At 66.2% G+C, this 16891-nt stretch carries 13 protein-coding genes and 2 pseudogenes; 3 read left to right on the top strand and 12 right to left on the bottom strand.

What is annotated here, in order from left to right; translation table 11 throughout:
• Positions 1-11: 11 nt before the first annotated feature.
• The 7 genes from ACLQ3I_RS10315 to ACLQ3I_RS10285 form a co-directional block, all read right to left on the bottom strand.
• Positions 12-920, bottom strand: a complete 909-nt coding sequence (locus ACLQ3I_RS10315) for an alpha/beta hydrolase (RefSeq protein ID WP_425801962.1) — start codon at positions 918-920, stop codon at positions 12-14.
• A 338-nt stretch (positions 921-1258) separates the two neighbouring features.
• Positions 1259-2449: an elongation factor Tu gene (gene tuf, locus ACLQ3I_RS10310; RefSeq protein WP_425801666.1), complete on the bottom strand. Its 1191-nt coding sequence runs from the start codon at positions 2447-2449 to the stop codon at positions 1259-1261.
• 119 nt (positions 2450-2568) lie between these two features.
• Positions 2569-4674 (bottom strand): elongation factor G, encoded by a 2106-nt coding sequence (fusA, locus tag ACLQ3I_RS10305; RefSeq protein WP_425792796.1) that lies wholly within the window; start codon positions 4672-4674, stop codon positions 2569-2571.
• 86 nt (positions 4675-4760) lie between these two features.
• Positions 4761-5231, bottom strand: coding sequence for a 30S ribosomal protein S7 (rpsG, locus tag ACLQ3I_RS10300; protein WP_425792795.1), 471 nt, complete (start codon positions 5229-5231; stop codon positions 4761-4763).
• A 6-nt stretch (positions 5232-5237) separates the two neighbouring features.
• Positions 5238-5609: a 30S ribosomal protein S12 gene (gene rpsL / locus ACLQ3I_RS10295; protein ID WP_007619326.1), complete on the bottom strand. Its 372-nt coding sequence runs from the start codon at positions 5607-5609 to the stop codon at positions 5238-5240.
• A 384-nt stretch (positions 5610-5993) separates the two neighbouring features.
• Positions 5994-6974, bottom strand: a complete 981-nt coding sequence (locus ACLQ3I_RS10290; protein ID WP_425801663.1) for a hypothetical protein — start codon at positions 6972-6974, stop codon at positions 5994-5996.
• 97 nt (positions 6975-7071) lie between these two features.
• Entirely contained in the window at positions 7072-7968 is an 897-nt protein-coding gene (locus ACLQ3I_RS10285) for an exodeoxyribonuclease III (RefSeq protein ID WP_425792793.1), read from the bottom strand.
• A gap of 157 nt (positions 7969-8125) precedes the next feature.
• Here ACLQ3I_RS10285 and ACLQ3I_RS10280 point away from each other — a divergent pair.
• Positions 8126-9391: pseudogene (locus ACLQ3I_RS10280) on the top strand (aldehyde dehydrogenase family protein).
• 50 nt (positions 9392-9441) lie between these two features.
• A pseudogene (locus ACLQ3I_RS10275) lies at positions 9442-10412 on the top strand (alcohol dehydrogenase catalytic domain-containing protein).
• 92 nt (positions 10413-10504) lie between these two features.
• Here ACLQ3I_RS10275 and ACLQ3I_RS10270 read toward each other — a convergent pair.
• The gene (locus tag ACLQ3I_RS10270; RefSeq protein WP_425801660.1) at positions 10505-11557 is read right to left on the bottom strand and encodes a YdcF family protein; all 1053 of its coding nucleotides are present in this window, start codon (positions 11555-11557) and stop codon (positions 10505-10507) included.
• Positions 11558-11696: 139 nt separating this feature from the next.
• On the opposite strand from ACLQ3I_RS10270, the gene ACLQ3I_RS10265 reads away from it, so the two are divergent.
• A complete protein-coding gene (locus ACLQ3I_RS10265) occupies positions 11697-12134 on the top strand; it encodes a hypothetical protein (RefSeq protein ID WP_425792791.1) in 438 nt (145 codons plus the stop codon).
• Between the two features lie 33 nt (positions 12135-12167).
• Here the strand turns inward: ACLQ3I_RS10265 and ACLQ3I_RS10260 are convergent, their stop codons facing one another.
• The 4 genes from ACLQ3I_RS10260 to ACLQ3I_RS10245 are packed head-to-tail and all read right to left on the bottom strand — an operon-like array spanning position 12168 to position 16891.
• Positions 12168-12797, bottom strand: coding sequence for a TetR/AcrR family transcriptional regulator (locus ACLQ3I_RS10260; RefSeq protein ID WP_425801657.1), 630 nt, complete (start codon positions 12795-12797; stop codon positions 12168-12170).
• 49 nt (positions 12798-12846) lie between these two features.
• Positions 12847-13644: an enoyl-CoA hydratase family protein gene (locus ACLQ3I_RS10255; protein ID WP_425801654.1), complete on the bottom strand. Its 798-nt coding sequence runs from the start codon at positions 13642-13644 to the stop codon at positions 12847-12849.
• A gap of 11 nt (positions 13645-13655) precedes the next feature.
• Positions 13656-14843, bottom strand: a complete 1188-nt coding sequence (locus tag ACLQ3I_RS10250) for an acyl-CoA dehydrogenase family protein (RefSeq protein ID WP_425801651.1) — start codon at positions 14841-14843, stop codon at positions 13656-13658.
• Complete coding sequence (locus tag ACLQ3I_RS10245; protein WP_425801648.1) at positions 14840-16891, bottom strand: biotin carboxylase N-terminal domain-containing protein; 2052 nt, start codon at positions 16889-16891, stop codon at positions 14840-14842. The genes ACLQ3I_RS10250 and ACLQ3I_RS10245 overlap by 4 nt, the downstream gene beginning before the upstream one ends.

Here is a 16891-nt window from a genome sequence, read left to right as displayed (position 1 = left end):
CTGTCCGCGGGTCAGTCGCGGAACCAGCCGCTCTTCTTCGCACGCATCACCATGTCCTGCCAGTAACCCCACTGATGGGTTCCGAGCGCCGGATAATCGGTCGTGATCCGCACGCCGGCAATCGCCGCCCCGACCTCGAAGGTGCGGGTCTGCGCGAGCGAGATCACCTCGAGCGGGGTGCCCTTGATGGATCCGATCGCATCGGTGTTGTACTTCCCCCACAGGCCCGAGGCCGCTCCGACCCGGATGTGCATCCCACGCATCCTGGCGATCTGGACGAGGGCGTCGTTGCGAACCCACCGTTCGTTCCACGGCAGACCCCACATGGCGTCGGCGCTGAACGGACCGACCCCCGCGGCCATCCCCGCGTCGATGAGGGCCAGTCGCACCGCTTCCCGCATGGTCGGCGCGGACAGGTTGAGGAATCCCGACATCGAGAAGACATGGGAGATCCGCTTCCGGTGGTACGCACCGTAGATCATCGCCGCGTTGCCGCCCATCGAGATGCCCATGAGGGCATACTTACCCCGCGGCCCCACGGCGAGACCGCGCGCATCGAGTTCTCTCACAATGGTGTTCAGGCGGCAGGTCCAGCGATAGCGGTACTTGATCTTGTTTCCCGGGCTGGCGGCATCCCAGTCGGTGTAGAAGCTCGCCAGCCCACCGACCGGTTCCACCACGTTCACGCCGGTGTCGGCGATCCGCTGAATCCGCGTCTCATGGCGCCAGCCGCTCTCGTCGTTCGTCGCCCGGAGCCCGTCGAGCGCGATCACCGTCTTGTAATTGCCCCATCTGGTCCACATGTCCACCGGCGTCGAGGGCATTCCACAACCCGCCACGTAGAAACGACCGAAGGAGGCCGCGTTTGCGGTCCCCGCGGCGACGACTCCCGTTCCGGCGGCCGCGGCGAGCGCGAGCAGAAACACGAGAAAGCGTCGCCGCGCGACGGCAAAGCGCCCGCGGTCGATGAGAACTGGCACCGCAGCACCGTAATTCGCCGGCACCGGCGATTGCCATGCTTGTGACCACAGCTCCGGCACATTGCAACCACGGTGTTACCAAAGTGGCTCATGTGATTCATGATGCGGACTCGACCAATCGATGAATCGCGTGCGACGCCGGCACCTCGATGAGTCCGACCGAGATCACCGGACCGTGCACGTGCTCCTGACCGGCATGCGCAGACGACGAAGGCGCCCGGCCACTTTCGTGACCGGGCGCCTTCGTGTGTTCGTCTAGACCACTGTGACTGACAAGGTCACTTGTTGATCTTGGTGACGCGGCCGGCACCGACGGTGCGGCCACCCTCGCGGATCGCGAAGCGCAGGCCCTCGTCCATGGCGACCGGCTGGATGAGCTTGACGCTCATCTCGGTGTTGTCGCCCGGCATGACCATCTCGGTGCCCTCGGGAAGGGTCACGACACCGGTCACATCCGTGGTACGGAAGTAGAACTGCGGACGGTAGTTGTTGAAGAACGGGGTGTGACGACCACCCTCGTCCTTGCTCAGGATGTAAGCCTGGCCCTCGAACTCCGTGTGCGGAGTCGTGGTGCCCGGCTTCACGATGACCTGACCGCGCTCGACGTCCTCACGCTTGAGACCGCGCAGCAGCAGACCGGCGTTGTCGCCCGCCTGTGCCGAGTCGAGCAGCTTGTGGAACATCTCGATACCGGTGACGGTGGTCTTGGTGGACTTCTCGCGGATGCCGACGATCTCGACTTCCTCGTTCACATTGACCTCGCCGCGCTCCACACGACCTGTGACCACGGTGCCGCGGCCGGTGATGGTGAAGACGTCCTCGACGGGCATCAGGAACGGCTTGTCGGTCTCGCGGACCGGGTCCGGGATCGACTCGTCGACGGCAGCCATGAGCTCCTCGACCGACTTGGTCCACTCGGCGTCGCCCTCGAGCGCCTTCAGCGCCGAGACCTTGACCACCGGGGCCTCCTCGTCGAACTCCTGGGCGGCCAGCAGTTCGCGGACCTCCATCTCGACGAGCTCGATGATCTCATCGTCGTCGACCATGTCGGCCTTGTTCAGGGCGACCAGGATGTAGGGCACACCGACCTGGCGGGCCAGCAGCACGTGCTCGCGGGTCTGCGGCATCGGACCGTCGGTGGCGGCGACCACGAGGATCGCGCCGTCCATCTGAGCCGCACCGGTGATCATGTTCTTGATGTAGTCCGCGTGACCGGGAGCGTCGACGTGCGCATAGTGACGCTTCTCGGTCTCGTACTCCACGTGCGAGATGTTGATCGTGATCCCACGAGCCTTCTCTTCCGGAGCCTTGTCGATCTGATCGAACGCGAAGCTCTGGTTGAGTTCCGGGTACTTGTCGTGCAGCACCTTGGTGATGGCCGCGGTCAGCGTGGTCTTGCCGTGGTCGACGTGACCGATGGTGCCGATGTTCACGTGCGGCTTGGTCCGCTCGAACTTCGCCTTCGCCACTTGATTGTCCTCCTGGACTGTTGTTGCTCTGTTGGGTGGATCCCAACAGCTCTGTTCGGTTACTTACGTTGTTGCGCCCGCTTGTGATGTGGCCGGCGCGTGTCGCTGGGGCGACCGACTTACTCGCCGGTGGCCTTCGCGATGATCTCCTTCGACACGTTCGCGGGAACTTCCGCGTAGGAGTCGAACACCATGGAGTAGTTTGCCCGGCCCTGGGTCTTCGACCGAAGGTCTCCGATGTAGCCGAACATCTCCGACAGCGGAACCTGCGCCTTCACGACACGGGCACCACTGCGCTCCTCCATGGCCTGGATCTGGCCACGGCGGGAGTTCAGGTCGCCGATCACGTCACCCATGTAGTCCTCCGGAGTCGTGACCTCGACGGCCATGATCGGCTCCAGGATGACCGGGCTCGCCATCCGCGCGGCCTCCTTGAGGGCCTGCGAACCGGCGATCTTGAAGGCCATCTCCGAGGAGTCGACGTCGTGGTACTGACCGTCGAGCAGGGTGACCTTCAAGTTGACCAGCGGGTAACCGGCGAGCACGCCGTACTGCATCGCGTCCTGCGCGCCGGCATCCACGGACGGGATGTACTCACGCGGAACGCGACCACCGGTGACCGCATTGTCGAACTCGTAGGTGGCGCCGTCCTCGGCGTCCACCAGCGGCTCGAGCTTGATGATGACCTTGGCGAACTGCCCCGATCCACCGGTCTGCTTCTTGTGGGTGAACTCGTGCTTGTCGACAGACTTCTTGATGGTCTCGCGGTACGCGACCTGAGGCTTGCCCACGTTGGCCTCGACCTTGAACTCCCGCTTCATGCGGTCGACCAGCACGTCGAGGTGCAGCTCGCCCATACCGCCGATGACGGTCTGGCCGGTCTCGTCGTTGAGCGACACGGTGAAGGTCGGGTCCTCTTCGGCGAGCTTCTGGATCGCGGTGCCGAGCTTCTCCTGGTCGGACTTGGTCTTCGGCTCGATCGAGACGTTGATGACCGGGTCCGGGAAGCTCATCGACTCGAGCACGATCGGTGCATTCGAATCGCACAGGGTGTCACCGGTGGTGGTGTCCTTCAGGCCGATCATCGCGTAGATGTGACCGGCCCAGGCCTCGTCGACCGGATTCTCCTTGTTGGCATGCATCTGGAAGAGCTTGCCGATGCGCTCCTTCTTGCCCTTGGTGGCGTTGAGCACCTGGGTGCCCGGCGTCACGTGGCCGGAGTACACGCGGACGAAGGTCAGCTTGCCGAAGAACGGGTGCGCCGCGATCTTGAACGCCAGCGCCGAGAACGGCTCCTCGGACGACGGCTTGCGCGACAGGATCTCTTCCTCGTTGCCCACGGCGTGACCCTCGACCGAGGGGACGTCGAGCGGCGACGGGAGGTAGTCGATGACCGCGTCCAGCATCGGCTGGACACCCTTGTTCTTGAACGCGGAGCCACAGATCACCGGGTAGTACTCACGGCGGATGGTCAGCTTGCGGATCGCACCCTTGATCTCTTCGGTGGTCAGTTCCTCGCCACCGAAGTACTTCTCCAGCAATGCCTCATCGCTCTCGGCGACGGTCTCCATGAGCTTCTCGCGGTACTCGGCGACCTGGTCGACCAGATCCGCGGGGATCTCCTCGAAGGTCGGCTCCGCACCGATCTCGACGGTGCCGCGCCAGGTGATCGCCTTCTGCTCGATCAGGTCGACGATGCCGTCGAAGTTGTCCTCGGCACCGATCGGCAGCTGCAGGACGAGCGGCTTCGCGCCCAGGCGCTCCTCGATGGTGCGCACGGTGAAGAAGAAGTCCGCACCGAGCTTGTCCATCTTGTTGACGAAGCAGATGCGCGGGACCTCGTACTTCTCCGCCTGCCGCCAGACCTGCTCGGACTGCGGCTCGACGCCTTCCTTGCCGTCGAACACGGCGACCGCGCCGTCGAGCACGCGAAGGCTGCGCTCCACCTCGACGGTGAAGTCGACGTGGCCGGGGGTGTCGATGATGTTGATCTGGTTGTTGTTCCAGAAGCACGTCACCGCGGCGGAGGTGATGGTGATCCCCCGCTCCTTCTCCTGCTCCATCCAGTCGGTGGTCGAGGCACCGTCGTGGGTTTCACCGATCTTGTAGTTGACACCGGTGTAGAAGAGGATTCGCTCGGTTGCGGTGGTCTTACCGGCATCGATGTGGGCCATGATGCCGATGTTGCGCACCTTGTTCAGGTCGCTGAGCACTTCCTGTGCCACTTAATTGCCTCGCAATTTCGCTAGAGCTGAATTGGTTGTGGTGAGCGTCGGGCCGATGATGATCCACCGCCGGCCCGACGTCGAGATCACCAGCGGTAGTGCGCGAACGCCCGGTTGGCCTCGGCCATCTTGTGGGTGTCCTCGCGACGCTTGACCGAAGCGCCGAGACCGTTGGAGGCGTCGAGCAGTTCGTTGGCGAGACGCTCGACCATCGTCTTCTCACGACGCTGGCGGCTGAAGGTCACCAGCCACCGCAGTGCGAGGGTGTTGGCGCGTCCCGGCTTGACCTCGATCGGCACCTGGTACGTGGCGCCACCGACGCGACGGCTCTTGACCTCGAGGGTCGGCTTGACGTTGTCGAGGGCGCGCTTGAGGGTGACGACGGGGTCGGTACCGGTCTTGTCGCGAGCCTGCTCGAGCGCCCGGTAGACGATGCGCTCGGCGGTCGACTTCTTGCCGTCCAGCAGAATCTTGTTGACCAGCTGGGTGACCAGCGGCGAACCGTAGACCGGGTCGTTGATCAGGGGGCGCTTGGGTGCGGGTCCTTTACGTGGCATGACTTATCAGTTCCCCTTCTTCGCGCCGTAACGGCTGCGGGCCTGCTTACGGTCCTTGACACCCTGGGTGTCGAGCGAGCCGCGGATGACCTTGTAGCGAACACCCGGGAGGTCCTTCACACGACCACCGCGGACGAGCACCATCGAGTGCTCCTGAAGGTTGTGACCCTCACCCGGGATGTAAGCGGTGACCTCGACGGAGCTGGTCAGGCGCACACGGGCGACCTTTCGCAGCGCGGAGTTCGGCTTCTTCGGGGTGGTGGTGTAGACGCGGGTGCACACGCCGCGACGCTGCGGGCTTCCCTTGAGGGCCGCGGTCTTGGTCTTCGCGGCCTTGTCGTGACGGCCCTTGCGGACCAGCTGATTGATGGTTGGCACTAGGTGTTCTTCCTTTGTCGGCAGTCCCCGCCTGCGTCTCGTCAACGCTGTCGGCGGGCTTGTAGTTGTCGTGTCGCGGTTTGTGCTCCGGGCAAGCGCCGAGAATCAAAATTCGATCCCGTTGCTTCCACAACTCGCCCCACCAGCCCGTAAGTGCTGGTCAGTACATTATCGCTACCCCGAGGTCGGGCGTGTCAGACGCTCGACCGCGGTTTTGCTTGTCAGACCGCGAGCTCCCGGTTGCCGGGCATGCGGACTGGCCCAGCATGTGCCGGGCACCGGCGATCCACTCTACCGATCGAGTTTGCACAGGTCAAAAAACGGATTCGCCCATCTCGATGACGAACCAACGGATGGTGAACCCGGGGTGACCTTCCGGGTTGCTCAACGGCCGTCGGCGGAACTTTGTTCCGCATGTTGCCGCTCGAGGCGGGCCGCCGACTCCTCGTCGTCCCAGAGCTCGAGGGTCTGCACCACCCAGAAGACCCCGAACTCGGCGAGTAGTACCACCTCGACCCAGAAGAGCCATGACGCGCCGACCGGGCCGATGCAGACGATGCCGATGAGTGTCAGAGCCATCACCAGGGCGATGACGGCATATGCCCACGGATACCACGACCGCGCTCCCCCACCCTCGCGGTCGGCCAGTGCCGCAAGGCCATTGAAGACCACCACGAGGATGAGGCCGACGAACATCGACACGGCGGCGACGTCGTGGGTGGAACCGGGAATCCAGGTCCAGTGCCCGAACAGTCGCACGACGACCAGGATCACGGCCGTCACGCCGAGGCACCGTGCGACGATGCCGATCCACGTCCGGTGCGGCGAGGAGGCGTACCCCCGGAGCCGGCCGAAGACGAACCACAGCACCAGTCCGGCGGCAGTGGCCGCACAGGCTGCCCACACGTTCCAGCGGACCCAGTCCGGGCTCGTGAGCGCCCGCTGGTCCCCGGTGACGGGTGTCGGGATGAACGCGACGAGAAACGCGAGGAACCCCGCGTAGTTGAGCAGAACGTCCTCGACCTCCGAGCGCCCCTTGTACGCCATGAGCATCGCACCCATCGCGCACAGTGCGCCGATGAAGACCGCATGGACGGAGGTGTAGTAGTACCGGCTGATCGACGACTCGATCCGGCCCTCCTCGATGCTGTCGATGGCGATGGCCACCCCGAGCATCAGGATCAGGGAGATCATCCCGACCCGGATGTTGCGGTACGTGTCGATGGTGTCGCCGCGACGTCGCGGTTCCACGTGCTCGTCGGCGAACTTCCTCAGCCTCTTGACGCCGGATTCGACCATGCTCATGCCGACGCTGTTCATACCGTGCCCCTTTGCCATCCGCCGGATCGACAAGACCGATGCCATCCATTGGATACGCACCTCTGGCGGCCCGAGAGGCTTTCGCGATTTCTTCGTCCGGCGAACATGCATACGCCTCGACGGCCTCCACGCGGAGCCAAGGCTATTCGGATGATTGGGGCAGCTTGACCTTCGTGGCGCCACGCTTCGCGGGGTTCGACGGCGGCGGCACGACCGGGCCGATGTCGCCGTCGGGTGCGTTGTCGAGATCGACGACGACCGGCGCATGGTCACTGGGTTTGCTGCCCTTGCGCGCCTGCCGATCGATCCACGCCGACGCGACACGATCGGCGATGGGCCCACCGGCGAGAACGAGATCGATCCGCATCCCGAGGTCCTTGTGGAACATCCCGGCCCGGTAGTCCCAGTAGCTGAAGACCCGGTCCTCAGGCCACCGCTCACGGACCACATCGTGTAGACCCAACTCGTCGAAATCGGTGAGCGCCCGACGTTCCGGCACCGTCACGTGCGTATGACCTTCGTAGGCAGTCGGATCGAACACATCGGCGTCGGTCGGCGCAATGTTCATGTCGCCGCAGAGCATCGTGTTGTCGGCGGCTCCGGCACCGGTCGCCGCGGCGACACTGTCACGCAGACGCGCCAACCACTCCAGCTTGTATCGGTAGTGATCCGAGTCCGGCTCCCGGCCGTTGGGTACGTACAGCGAGTACACCCGGATGCCACCGCACGTGGCGGAGACCGCACGCGCCTCGGTCGGCGAATCCGCCTCGGGAAAGCCCGGTACCCCGTCGAAGCCCGACCGGACGTCGTCGAGTCCGACCCGCGACAGGATCGCGACCCCGTTCCACTGCCCTTGTCCCACATGGGCGATCTCATAACCGCGGTCCGCGAGGTCGGCGCCCAGCGCGTCATGGAACGCGTCGTCGGCGAGCTTGGTCTCCTGCAGGCACACCACGTCGGGCCGTCGTTGATCGAGCCAGGGCAACAATCGCGGGATCCGTTGCTTGACCGAGTTCACGTTCCAGGTCACGACGCGCATGGTGTCAACCGTAGTCGCGGGTATTCCACCCGCCGACGGCATGCCGGTGATCGCGAGCGCAGTAGCGCCGGGGCCCGGCGCAGCAGAGTGATGTGTGTCATGTGAGGACATCGACCCACTCGCCCACCCCTCCGAATCGTCGCCCCGGCGCCCGGTCATCGAGCACTCGTGGCGGCGGTCGGCCCTGTCCGGGGTCCGCCCCGACGACGCGACACCGACCACCCTGGTCGACATCGCGTCGACGGCGCTCGGTACGCCCGCCGAGATCCGCGGCGGGATCGCGATCAACAGCCGCGAGCACTGGCGCGAGCGTCTGATCTGGAAGGTCGGCGACCTCCTCAGCGAGCGTGCGACGGAGTTCGGGCAACTCGAGGCCCTCGACAACGGCAAGGCGGCGACCGTCTCGACCGCGGTCGACATGGCGTGGTCGGCCGACATCTTCCGCTACAACGCCGGGCTCGCCACCAAGATCACCGGCAGCACCGTCGACGTGTCGATGCCGTTCGTCCCCGGCGGCGAGTACCACGCCTACACGTTGCGTGAACCCGTCGGCGTGTGCGGCCGGATCGTGCCGTGGAACTTCCCGCTGCTGATGGCCGCGTTCAAGCTCGCGCCCGCGCTGTCAGCGGGCAACACCGTCATCCTCAAGCCCGCCGAGCAGACCCGCTCACCGCATATCTTCTCGGAGAGATCTTCACCGAGGCCGGATTCCCGCCCGGAGTGGTCTACATCGTCACCTGCTACGGGGAGGCGGGTGCCGCGCTGGCCGCCCACGACGACGACAAGATCGCCTTCACCGGTTCCACCGAGGTCGGCAAGAAGATCGTCGACGCCGCGAAGGGCAACTTGAAGAAGGTCTCCCTCGAACTCGGCGGCAAGAGCCCCAGCATCGTGTTCGCCGACGCGGACTTCGAGAAGGCCGTGGCCGGATCGGTTGCGGCGTGGATGTTCAACCACGGGCAGTGCTGCGTCGCCGGCACCCGACTCGTTGTCGAACGCCCCATCTTCGACGACTTCACGGCCGCGGTCGCCGAGGCGGCATCGCAGGCCAAGATCGGTCCGGGACTCGATCCGGCGACCGAACTCGGACCACTGATCAACCAGGAACAGTTCGACCGCGAGTCGGGCTACCTGTCCGCCGGACTGGCCGACGGCGCCCGCGCACTGACCGGCGGGAAGCGTTGGGGCGATGAGGGTTTCTTCATCGAGCCGACGGTCTTCGGGCATCTGGACCACCGATCTGTCCAAGGCCCACAAGACCGCCCGCCAGATCAAGGCCGGCTCGGTGTGGGTGAACCAGTACAACGGCTTCGACACCGCGATGCCGTTCGGCGGGTACAAGCAGTCCGGCTGGGGTCGCGAACTCGGCAGCTCCGCCATCGATCTGTACACCCAGACCAAGGCCGTCAACGTCGCCCTCTGAGCGCACGCCCACCCGAATCCACGAGAACCCCAGGAGCACATGACATGTCCATGACCACCAACGCCGCGGTCCTCACCTCCCCCGGAAAGCCGTTCGAGATCATCGAACTCGACCTCGACGAGCCGCGGGAGGGCGAGGTCCTGATCAAATACACCGCTGCCGGTCTCTTCCACTCCGATCTCCACCCGACCAACGGCGATCTGCCGCCGCGTTATCCGATCGTCGGCGGCCACGAGGGCTCCGGCATCATCGAGGCGGTGGTCCCGGGCGTCACCAAGGTCAAACCCGGCGATCACGTGGTCTGCAGCTTCATCCCGAACTGCGGGACCTGCCGCTATTGCTCCACCGGTCGCCAGAACCTGTGCGACATGGGCGCAACCATCCTCGAGGGGTCGATGCCCGACGGTTCGTTCCGTTTCCACTCCGGCGGTGACGATTTCGGTGCGATGTGCATGCTCGGGACATTCGCCGAGCAGGCCACGATCTCGCAGCACTCGGTGGTCAAGGTCGACGAGTGGCTGCCGTTGGACAAGGCGGTCCTCGACGGGTGTGGCGTGCCATCGGGCTGGGGAACCTCGGTCTACGCGGGCGGCGTGCGCGCCATGCCTTCGCCGACGCTGCCGAGGCAGCGGCGAAGGTCAACGAACTGACCTGGGGCCAGGGCGCCGATCAGGCGCTCATCCTGGTCGGCACCGTCGACGAACAGGTCGTCGCGAACGCCACCGCCGTGATCGGCAAGGGCGGCACAGTGGTCATCACCGGCCTGGCCGACCCGACGAAACTCACGGTCCAGGTGTCGGGAACGGATCTGACCCTGAACCAGAAGACGATCAAGGGCAGCCTGTTCGGGTCGGCCAACCCGCAGTACGACATCGTCAAACTGCTCCGGCTCTATGACGCGGGCCAGCTCAAGCTCGACGAGCTGATCACCCAGACCCACACCCTCGATCAGGTCAACGAGGGCTATCAGGATCTGCGCGACGGCAAGAACATTCGCGGTGTGATCATCCACGACGCCTGATCGACCGCGACGAATCCACCGCGAACGAGCCCGGCCCGAGCACGCCGAATCCGCCTTCCGTGCCCGGGCCGGCCCACGTCGGTTCGATCTCGTCACCTCACCGACACATCCCACACGGCCAGGAGCCACGGAATCGAGATCGCGACGACCAGTGCGAGGTTGAGCCACCGGTGCTTCCACATGATGGCGGCGAACTCACGGACCTCGGCGTTCGGAACGAAGTACGACGCCGTGCGCGCCCCAGTGGCGAATCCGTCGATCTCGTTGCCGCGCATCAGCATCGCGGCGCGCAGGGCGTGATAGTCGCTGGTGACGACGGCAACCGGCCCCACGACACGATGATCGGCGAGGAGCTTCGCCGAGAAGGCGATGTTCTCGGCGGTGTCGGTCGAATCATCCTCGGCCAGCACGGCATCGCCACGCATTCCGCGGGTCAGCAAGTAATCGGACATGGCTGCGGCCTCCGACACCTCCTCGTCGGCACCGCGGCCACCCGAGCAGATCATGATCGGCCGGCGGCCGGACGCTTCGGCCAGGTCGAACACCTCCTGGGCCAGATCGAGCCGACCCGCCAGCAGTTTCCCCACCCGGCGTCCGTCGATGAGCCCGGCACCTAACACGATCACGGCGCCTGCGGGATCGCGCCGGACCCGTCGTCGAGCCCACACCTCGTAGACGGCCGACCAGATGACCAACGCCAGGAGCGCGAAGCCGATATAGGCAGCAGGTACGCCGATCGCCGCGAGCACGAACAGCAAGCGGTGGTCCGAGGTCGGGATGAGCCAACCGACCACCAGGCCCGTGGCGACGCCGACGACGTAGACCAGGAGGAGTACCCCCAGGGCGGTCGACAGCATCATCGACGAGCGAAGGCCCTCCCTGCGCACCAGCTCGACTCCGGTGCCAACCAGGTACACACCGAGCACGGCCGCGGCGACCAGCCCGGTCACCGCCACCACGGCCAGCACCATGGCACCCGACACCTCGCGTCCGCAGGCCCCCGCCACGGCAGCGACCACCACCATCGCCACGATCACGACCGCGCCCGTTCCGAAGATGCCCGGCAACAATCGGCGCGGCTCACGCCAGGCAGTGATACCGGCGCCGAGCGCGAGAAGAACGAGCGCGATCAGCAGTGCACCCATGTCGGCAATCATGGCAGCCGCGGCGGCAATGATGAGCTCGTTGGGCCGCACAAATCGATGCCCCCGGCCCACCCCGGTCGGGGTCGACGGGTAAGTGCCCGGTAGGAAGGATAAGAGGCAAGGCGACGGAGGTGAAGGTATGAACAGGACTTTGGCGAGATTCTGGACGTCATCGATCGTCGTCGGTGCGTGCCTGCTCGGTGCCACCGCATGCGGCGGGGAGCCCGCGTCGACGCCCGCTTCGGAGTCGGGCGTCGCCGGCCAATCGGTGGTCGACAACCCGATCGATCCGGGCTCGGACGCGCAGGTCGCCGAGGCCGTCCGCGGTCAGAACCTCCAGTTGACCGGCGAGAAGGACGTGACCGCCCAGGTCTGCCCGACGGCGGGTTGTTCGACCGCCACTGAGTTCGATCAGGCGACGTTCCTGAAGTTCCCGACCACCGGCCGAGCCACGACCTACGCGGGCGGACAGGACTCCGCGTACCAGGTGCTCGACCTGGTGGTGACGTTCCCGGAGTCGACACCGCCCGACCTGCGGACGCGGTACCAGGAAGCGGTGCGCGTCGCCATACGCTGAGTCGAAGTCGCGCCGCCGCGCCGCCCACGGTGCTCAGCCGTGTTCGGCCGACCGCAGAGCAGCCGTCACCAACTCCGTCCACGTCGCGACGACCTGGGCGCGACGTTTCGAGTCGTCGGAGAGCGTGTCGGCCAGCCCGAGTCCGCGGGCGAGGTCGAGGGTCACCTGCGCGACGTTGCGCGCCTGCGGATTGGCGCCGTCGGGGTCCAGCGCCTCCACCGTCATCTGATGGGCAGCATGGGCGAACTTGTCCTCCATCGGCAGGATCAGTTCACGCAGCGCGGGATCGGAGGCCGCAGCGGCCCAGACCTGCAGTGCCGCTTTGAATTCCGTACCGGTGTAGATTCTGACCGCCCGATCGACGGCCGCGGCGACCCGGTCGGGCCCCGCGGGCAGCGCGGTGATCGCGGTCGATGCGGTCGAGGTCATGTCCTCGAAGACCTGCTCCAGAGCCGCCGTGATCAAGGCCTCCCGGGTGGGGAAATGATGCTGTGCCGCGCCCCGCGACACGCCGGCCCGTTCGGCGACCGCCGCCACCGTTGCCGCCGACCAGCCGTCATGCGCGAGCGCCTCGATGGTCGATCGCAACAGTCGCTCCCGGGTGATGCGGGAACGCTCCTGACGCGGCTCGCGCGGCGGCGGCGTGCGGGTGCCCGCGGTCATCTCGTCATCGATTCCACTACATCATTCCTTCTGCGTCATTCCTTCTGCGTCATTCCTTCTGCGCATTCAGGTCCCAACGCGGAGAACGCTTCGACAGAAACGCCGTCATACCCTCGCGGGCCTCGTCCGAACCGAACAGAGCGGCCGACTCGTCGGCGCGCTGCCGAGCCAGTCCCCGGAAGCTCGACAACACCGTTGCCGTGGTGAGCATCTTCGATGCGGCCAGACCCTGCGGGGAGGCACGCCGGATTCCGGACAGCACGGATGTCAGTCCGGCATCGAGTTCGTCAGCCGATGCGAATGCCTCTGTGACGAGCCCGATCTGCACCGCGGCCGAGGAATCGAAGGTCTCGCCGGTGAGGAAGTATCGGCCGGCGGACCGCGCGGTCATCTTCGGGAGCAACACCAAGGAGATCACCGACGGCGCCAGTCCGAGCCTGGCCTCGCTGAGCGCGAAGGTGCACCGAGGTCCCACGAGCGCGATGTCCGCTGCACCGAGAAGCCCGAAGCCACCGGCCCGGACGTGTCCGTCGACCTTGGCAATGACCGGCTTCGGCATCTCCAGGATGACCCGCATCAGGTCGAGCATCGCCGACGTGCCCATCGCCGACGCCTCTTCGACGGCGGCACCCCGTGCCAGCGCCTCACTCAGATCCGCACCGGCACAGAATGTCCCACCGGTGTGCGTCAGCACGACGGCACGGATGGCGGGGTCACGTTCGGCGGCACGCAATCCGTCGAGGAGCTGCGCGACCAGCGCCTCGCCCAGTGCGTTGCGGTTCGCCGGAGAGTCCAATGTGAGCGTGAGGACCTCGCCGGCGATGTCGGTGTGAACCACTTCGGTCATCGGCGACCTCCTCAGTACGACTTGGGCAGACCCAGGCTGGTCTGCGCGACGAAGTTCAGGATCATCTCCCGGCTCACCGGCGCGATCCGCGCGATGCGGGCCAGGCTGAGCATCGGTGCCAGACCGTACTCACTCGTCAAACCGTTGCCGCCCATCGAATGCACCGCATGGTCGACGATCTTCACGCACGCCTCGGCGGCCGCGTACTTGGCCATGTTCGCCGGTTCGGCGGCGCCCCAGTCGTCGCCCGCGTCGTACAGGGTCGCGGCCTTCTGCATCATCAGCTTGGCCATCTCGATCGCGACCTTGCCTTCTGCCAGCGGATGCGCGATCGCCTGATGCCCACCGATCGGTGTCTTCCAGACGGTTCGGTCGTTCACGTAGGCGACGGCCTTGTTCAGGGCGAAGCGGCCCATGCCGACCGCGGACGCCGCGGCCATGATGCGTTCGGGATTGAGTCCGGCGAACAACTGACTCAACGCCGCGTCCTCGGAACCGACCAGCGCGTCGGCCGGCAGCCGGACGTCGTCGAGGAACAGCTGGAACTGCTTCTCCGGGTTCTGAAGTTCCATGTCGATCATCGTGTACTCGAACCCGGGTGCGTCGGTGGGCACGATGAACAGCGCGGGCTTGAGCTTGCCGGTCTTGGCGTCCTCGGTGCGAGCGACGATGAGCACGGCCTCGGCCTGGTCGACACCGGAGATGAAGACCTTGCGGCCGGTCAGCAGCCACTCGTCGCCGTCGCGGCGGGCGGTGGTGGTGATCTGGTGCGAGTTCGATCCGGCGTCGGGCTCGGTGATGCCGAACGCCATGGTGATCGTGCCGTCGGCCAGGCCCGGAATCCATTGCTGCTTCTGCGCATCGGTACCGAAACGGGCGATGATGTTGCCACAGATGGCCGGAGACACGACGAGCATCAGCAGCCCGGTGCCGGCCGCGGCGATCTCCTCCATCACAATCGACAGTTCGTACATGCCGGCGCCACCGCCGCCGTACGCCTCCGGCAGGTTGACCCCGATGAATCCGAGTTTCCCCGCTTCGGACCACATCTCGTCGGTTTTGCGTCCCTCACGCGCGCACTCGCGGAAGTACTCCTGACCGTACTTCGCGGCGAAGGCCGCCACCGAGGCCCGCAGGTCTGCCCGTTCCGAGCTCTCCACGAATGGGTTGGCGGCGATGTCATCCAGGTGTGCGGTCATCCGACTCTCTCCTCTTGCTTCGGGTTGTCCGAGTGGTCCTCTGCGGCGGCGGTGCCGGTGCTATCACCGTCGTCGGCGCTGATCACCGCCAGTACGTCACCGACGGAAAGCTGTTGTCCGGGTTCGACCGACAGCGTGGCGACCACGCCGTCGGTGGGTGCGGTCACGGTGTGTTCCATCTTCATCGCCTCCAGCCAGAGCATCGGTTGCCCGGCGACCACCCGCTCCCCCTCGATGACCGCGACCCGGATGACGGCGCCGGGCATGGGCGCGAGCAGTGAGCCCGGACGGGCCACCGCCGACGGGTCGACGAACCGCGGCACCCGCCGCAATGCCACTGCGACACCGGGTCCGTCGACGAAGACATCGTCGCGATAGCGCGCGACGGTCAGGGTGCGGCGGACACCGGCGACGGAGACGACGACGCGATCCGGGGACGCGTGGACGACCGAGACGTCGGGCAGGTCCGGCAGATCGATACCACCCCGCCCGTGCCGGTAGCGAACCTCGATCTCCTGATCGTCCGCGCGCGTGTGGAGGTACCGCTTGGTCTGATACGCCGACGCGAGATTGCGCCACCCGGTGGGCAACCCGGCCTGTACTGTCGCACGGCCGCGTACCTCGGCCGCATCGGCGAGCGCTGCCGCGGCGGCAGCGACCCGCACATCGTCGCCACCGGCGAGGGGCCTGGCCAGCAGGTCGAGGCCGATGCTGTCAATGAATCCCGTGTCGGTGTGGCCGGACCGGAATTGGTCGCTGCGAAGGGTGTTGACGAGCATGTCGCGGTTGGTGACGGGACCGTGGATGCGAGCGTCGGCCAACGCGCGGGCCAGCATCGCGGCCGCCCGGCGCCGGTCCGGCGCCCAGCCGATAACCTTCGCCAGCATCGGATCGTAGAAGGTCGAGATCTCGCTGCCCGCCTCGATGCCGGAATCGACGCGGATACCGGGGCGGTCGAGAGGACCGAATCGGACGTCGTCGGCGATCTCGATCGCATGCACGGTCCCCGACTGCGGTTGCCAGTCGGCGCCCGGGTCCTCGGCATAGAGGCGGACCTCGATGGCGTGCCCGGCTGCGGCCGGCGGTCGGACGTCGAGATGCTCGCCCATCGCGACCCGCAGCTGCCACGCCACCAGGTCGGTGCCGGTGGTCAGCTCCGTGACAGGGTGCTCGACCTGTAGCCGGGTGTTGGTCTCCAGGAAGAAGAATCGCCCGTTCTCGTCGGCGAGAAACTCCACCGTGCCGGCTCCGGTGTACCCGATTGCCGCCACCGCGGTACGCGCCGCCACGTAGAGGCGGTCGCGCAGATCACCGCCGATGCGCTCCACCAATGGGGCCGGCGCCTCTTCGATCACCTTCTGGTGCCGGCGCTGGATGGAGCACTCTCGTTCGCCGACCGCCCAGACGGCCCCGTGCTGATCAGCCATCACCTGGACCTCGATGTGGTGGCCGCGCTCGACATAGGTTTCGCAGAAGACGGTGGGATCGCCGAAGGCGGACGCCGCCTCTCGTGCGGCACCGGCGACCGCATCATCCAGTTCGTCGAGCGAACGCACCACCCGCATCCCGCGGCCACCACCGCCGGCGGATGCCTTGATCAGCAGCGGCAGGTCGTCGGCGGTCACCCCGGCCGGGTCGATGTTGCCCAGCACGGGTACACCCGCGTCGGCCATCAGCTTCTTCGCGTTGACCTTGGAACCCATCGCCTCGATCGCCGCCGGTGGCGGCCCGATCCAGGTGAGTCCGGCGTCTATCACCGACTGCGCGAATTCGGCGTTCTCCGAGAGGAACCCGTACCCGGGATGGATGGCATCCGCACCGGCAGCCTGTGCCGCCGCGATGATGAGGTCGCCACGCAGATACGTCTGCGCCGACGTCGATCCGGGGAGCACGACCGCCGCGTCGGCCATCCGCACGTGCGGCGCGTGCTCGTCGGGATCGGAGAACACGGCGACGGTGCGCAGGCCCATCGCGCGGGCCGTGGTGAACACGCGGCAGGCGATCTCACCGCGGTTGGCGACGAGTACAGAGGTGATCGTGGTTGTCAT

It is taken from the genome of Gordonia sp. DT101 (assembly GCF_049844895.1).
Classification (GTDB): domain Bacteria; phylum Actinomycetota; class Actinomycetes; order Mycobacteriales; family Mycobacteriaceae; genus Gordonia.
This window is presented reverse-complemented; position numbering and strand designations above follow the sequence as displayed.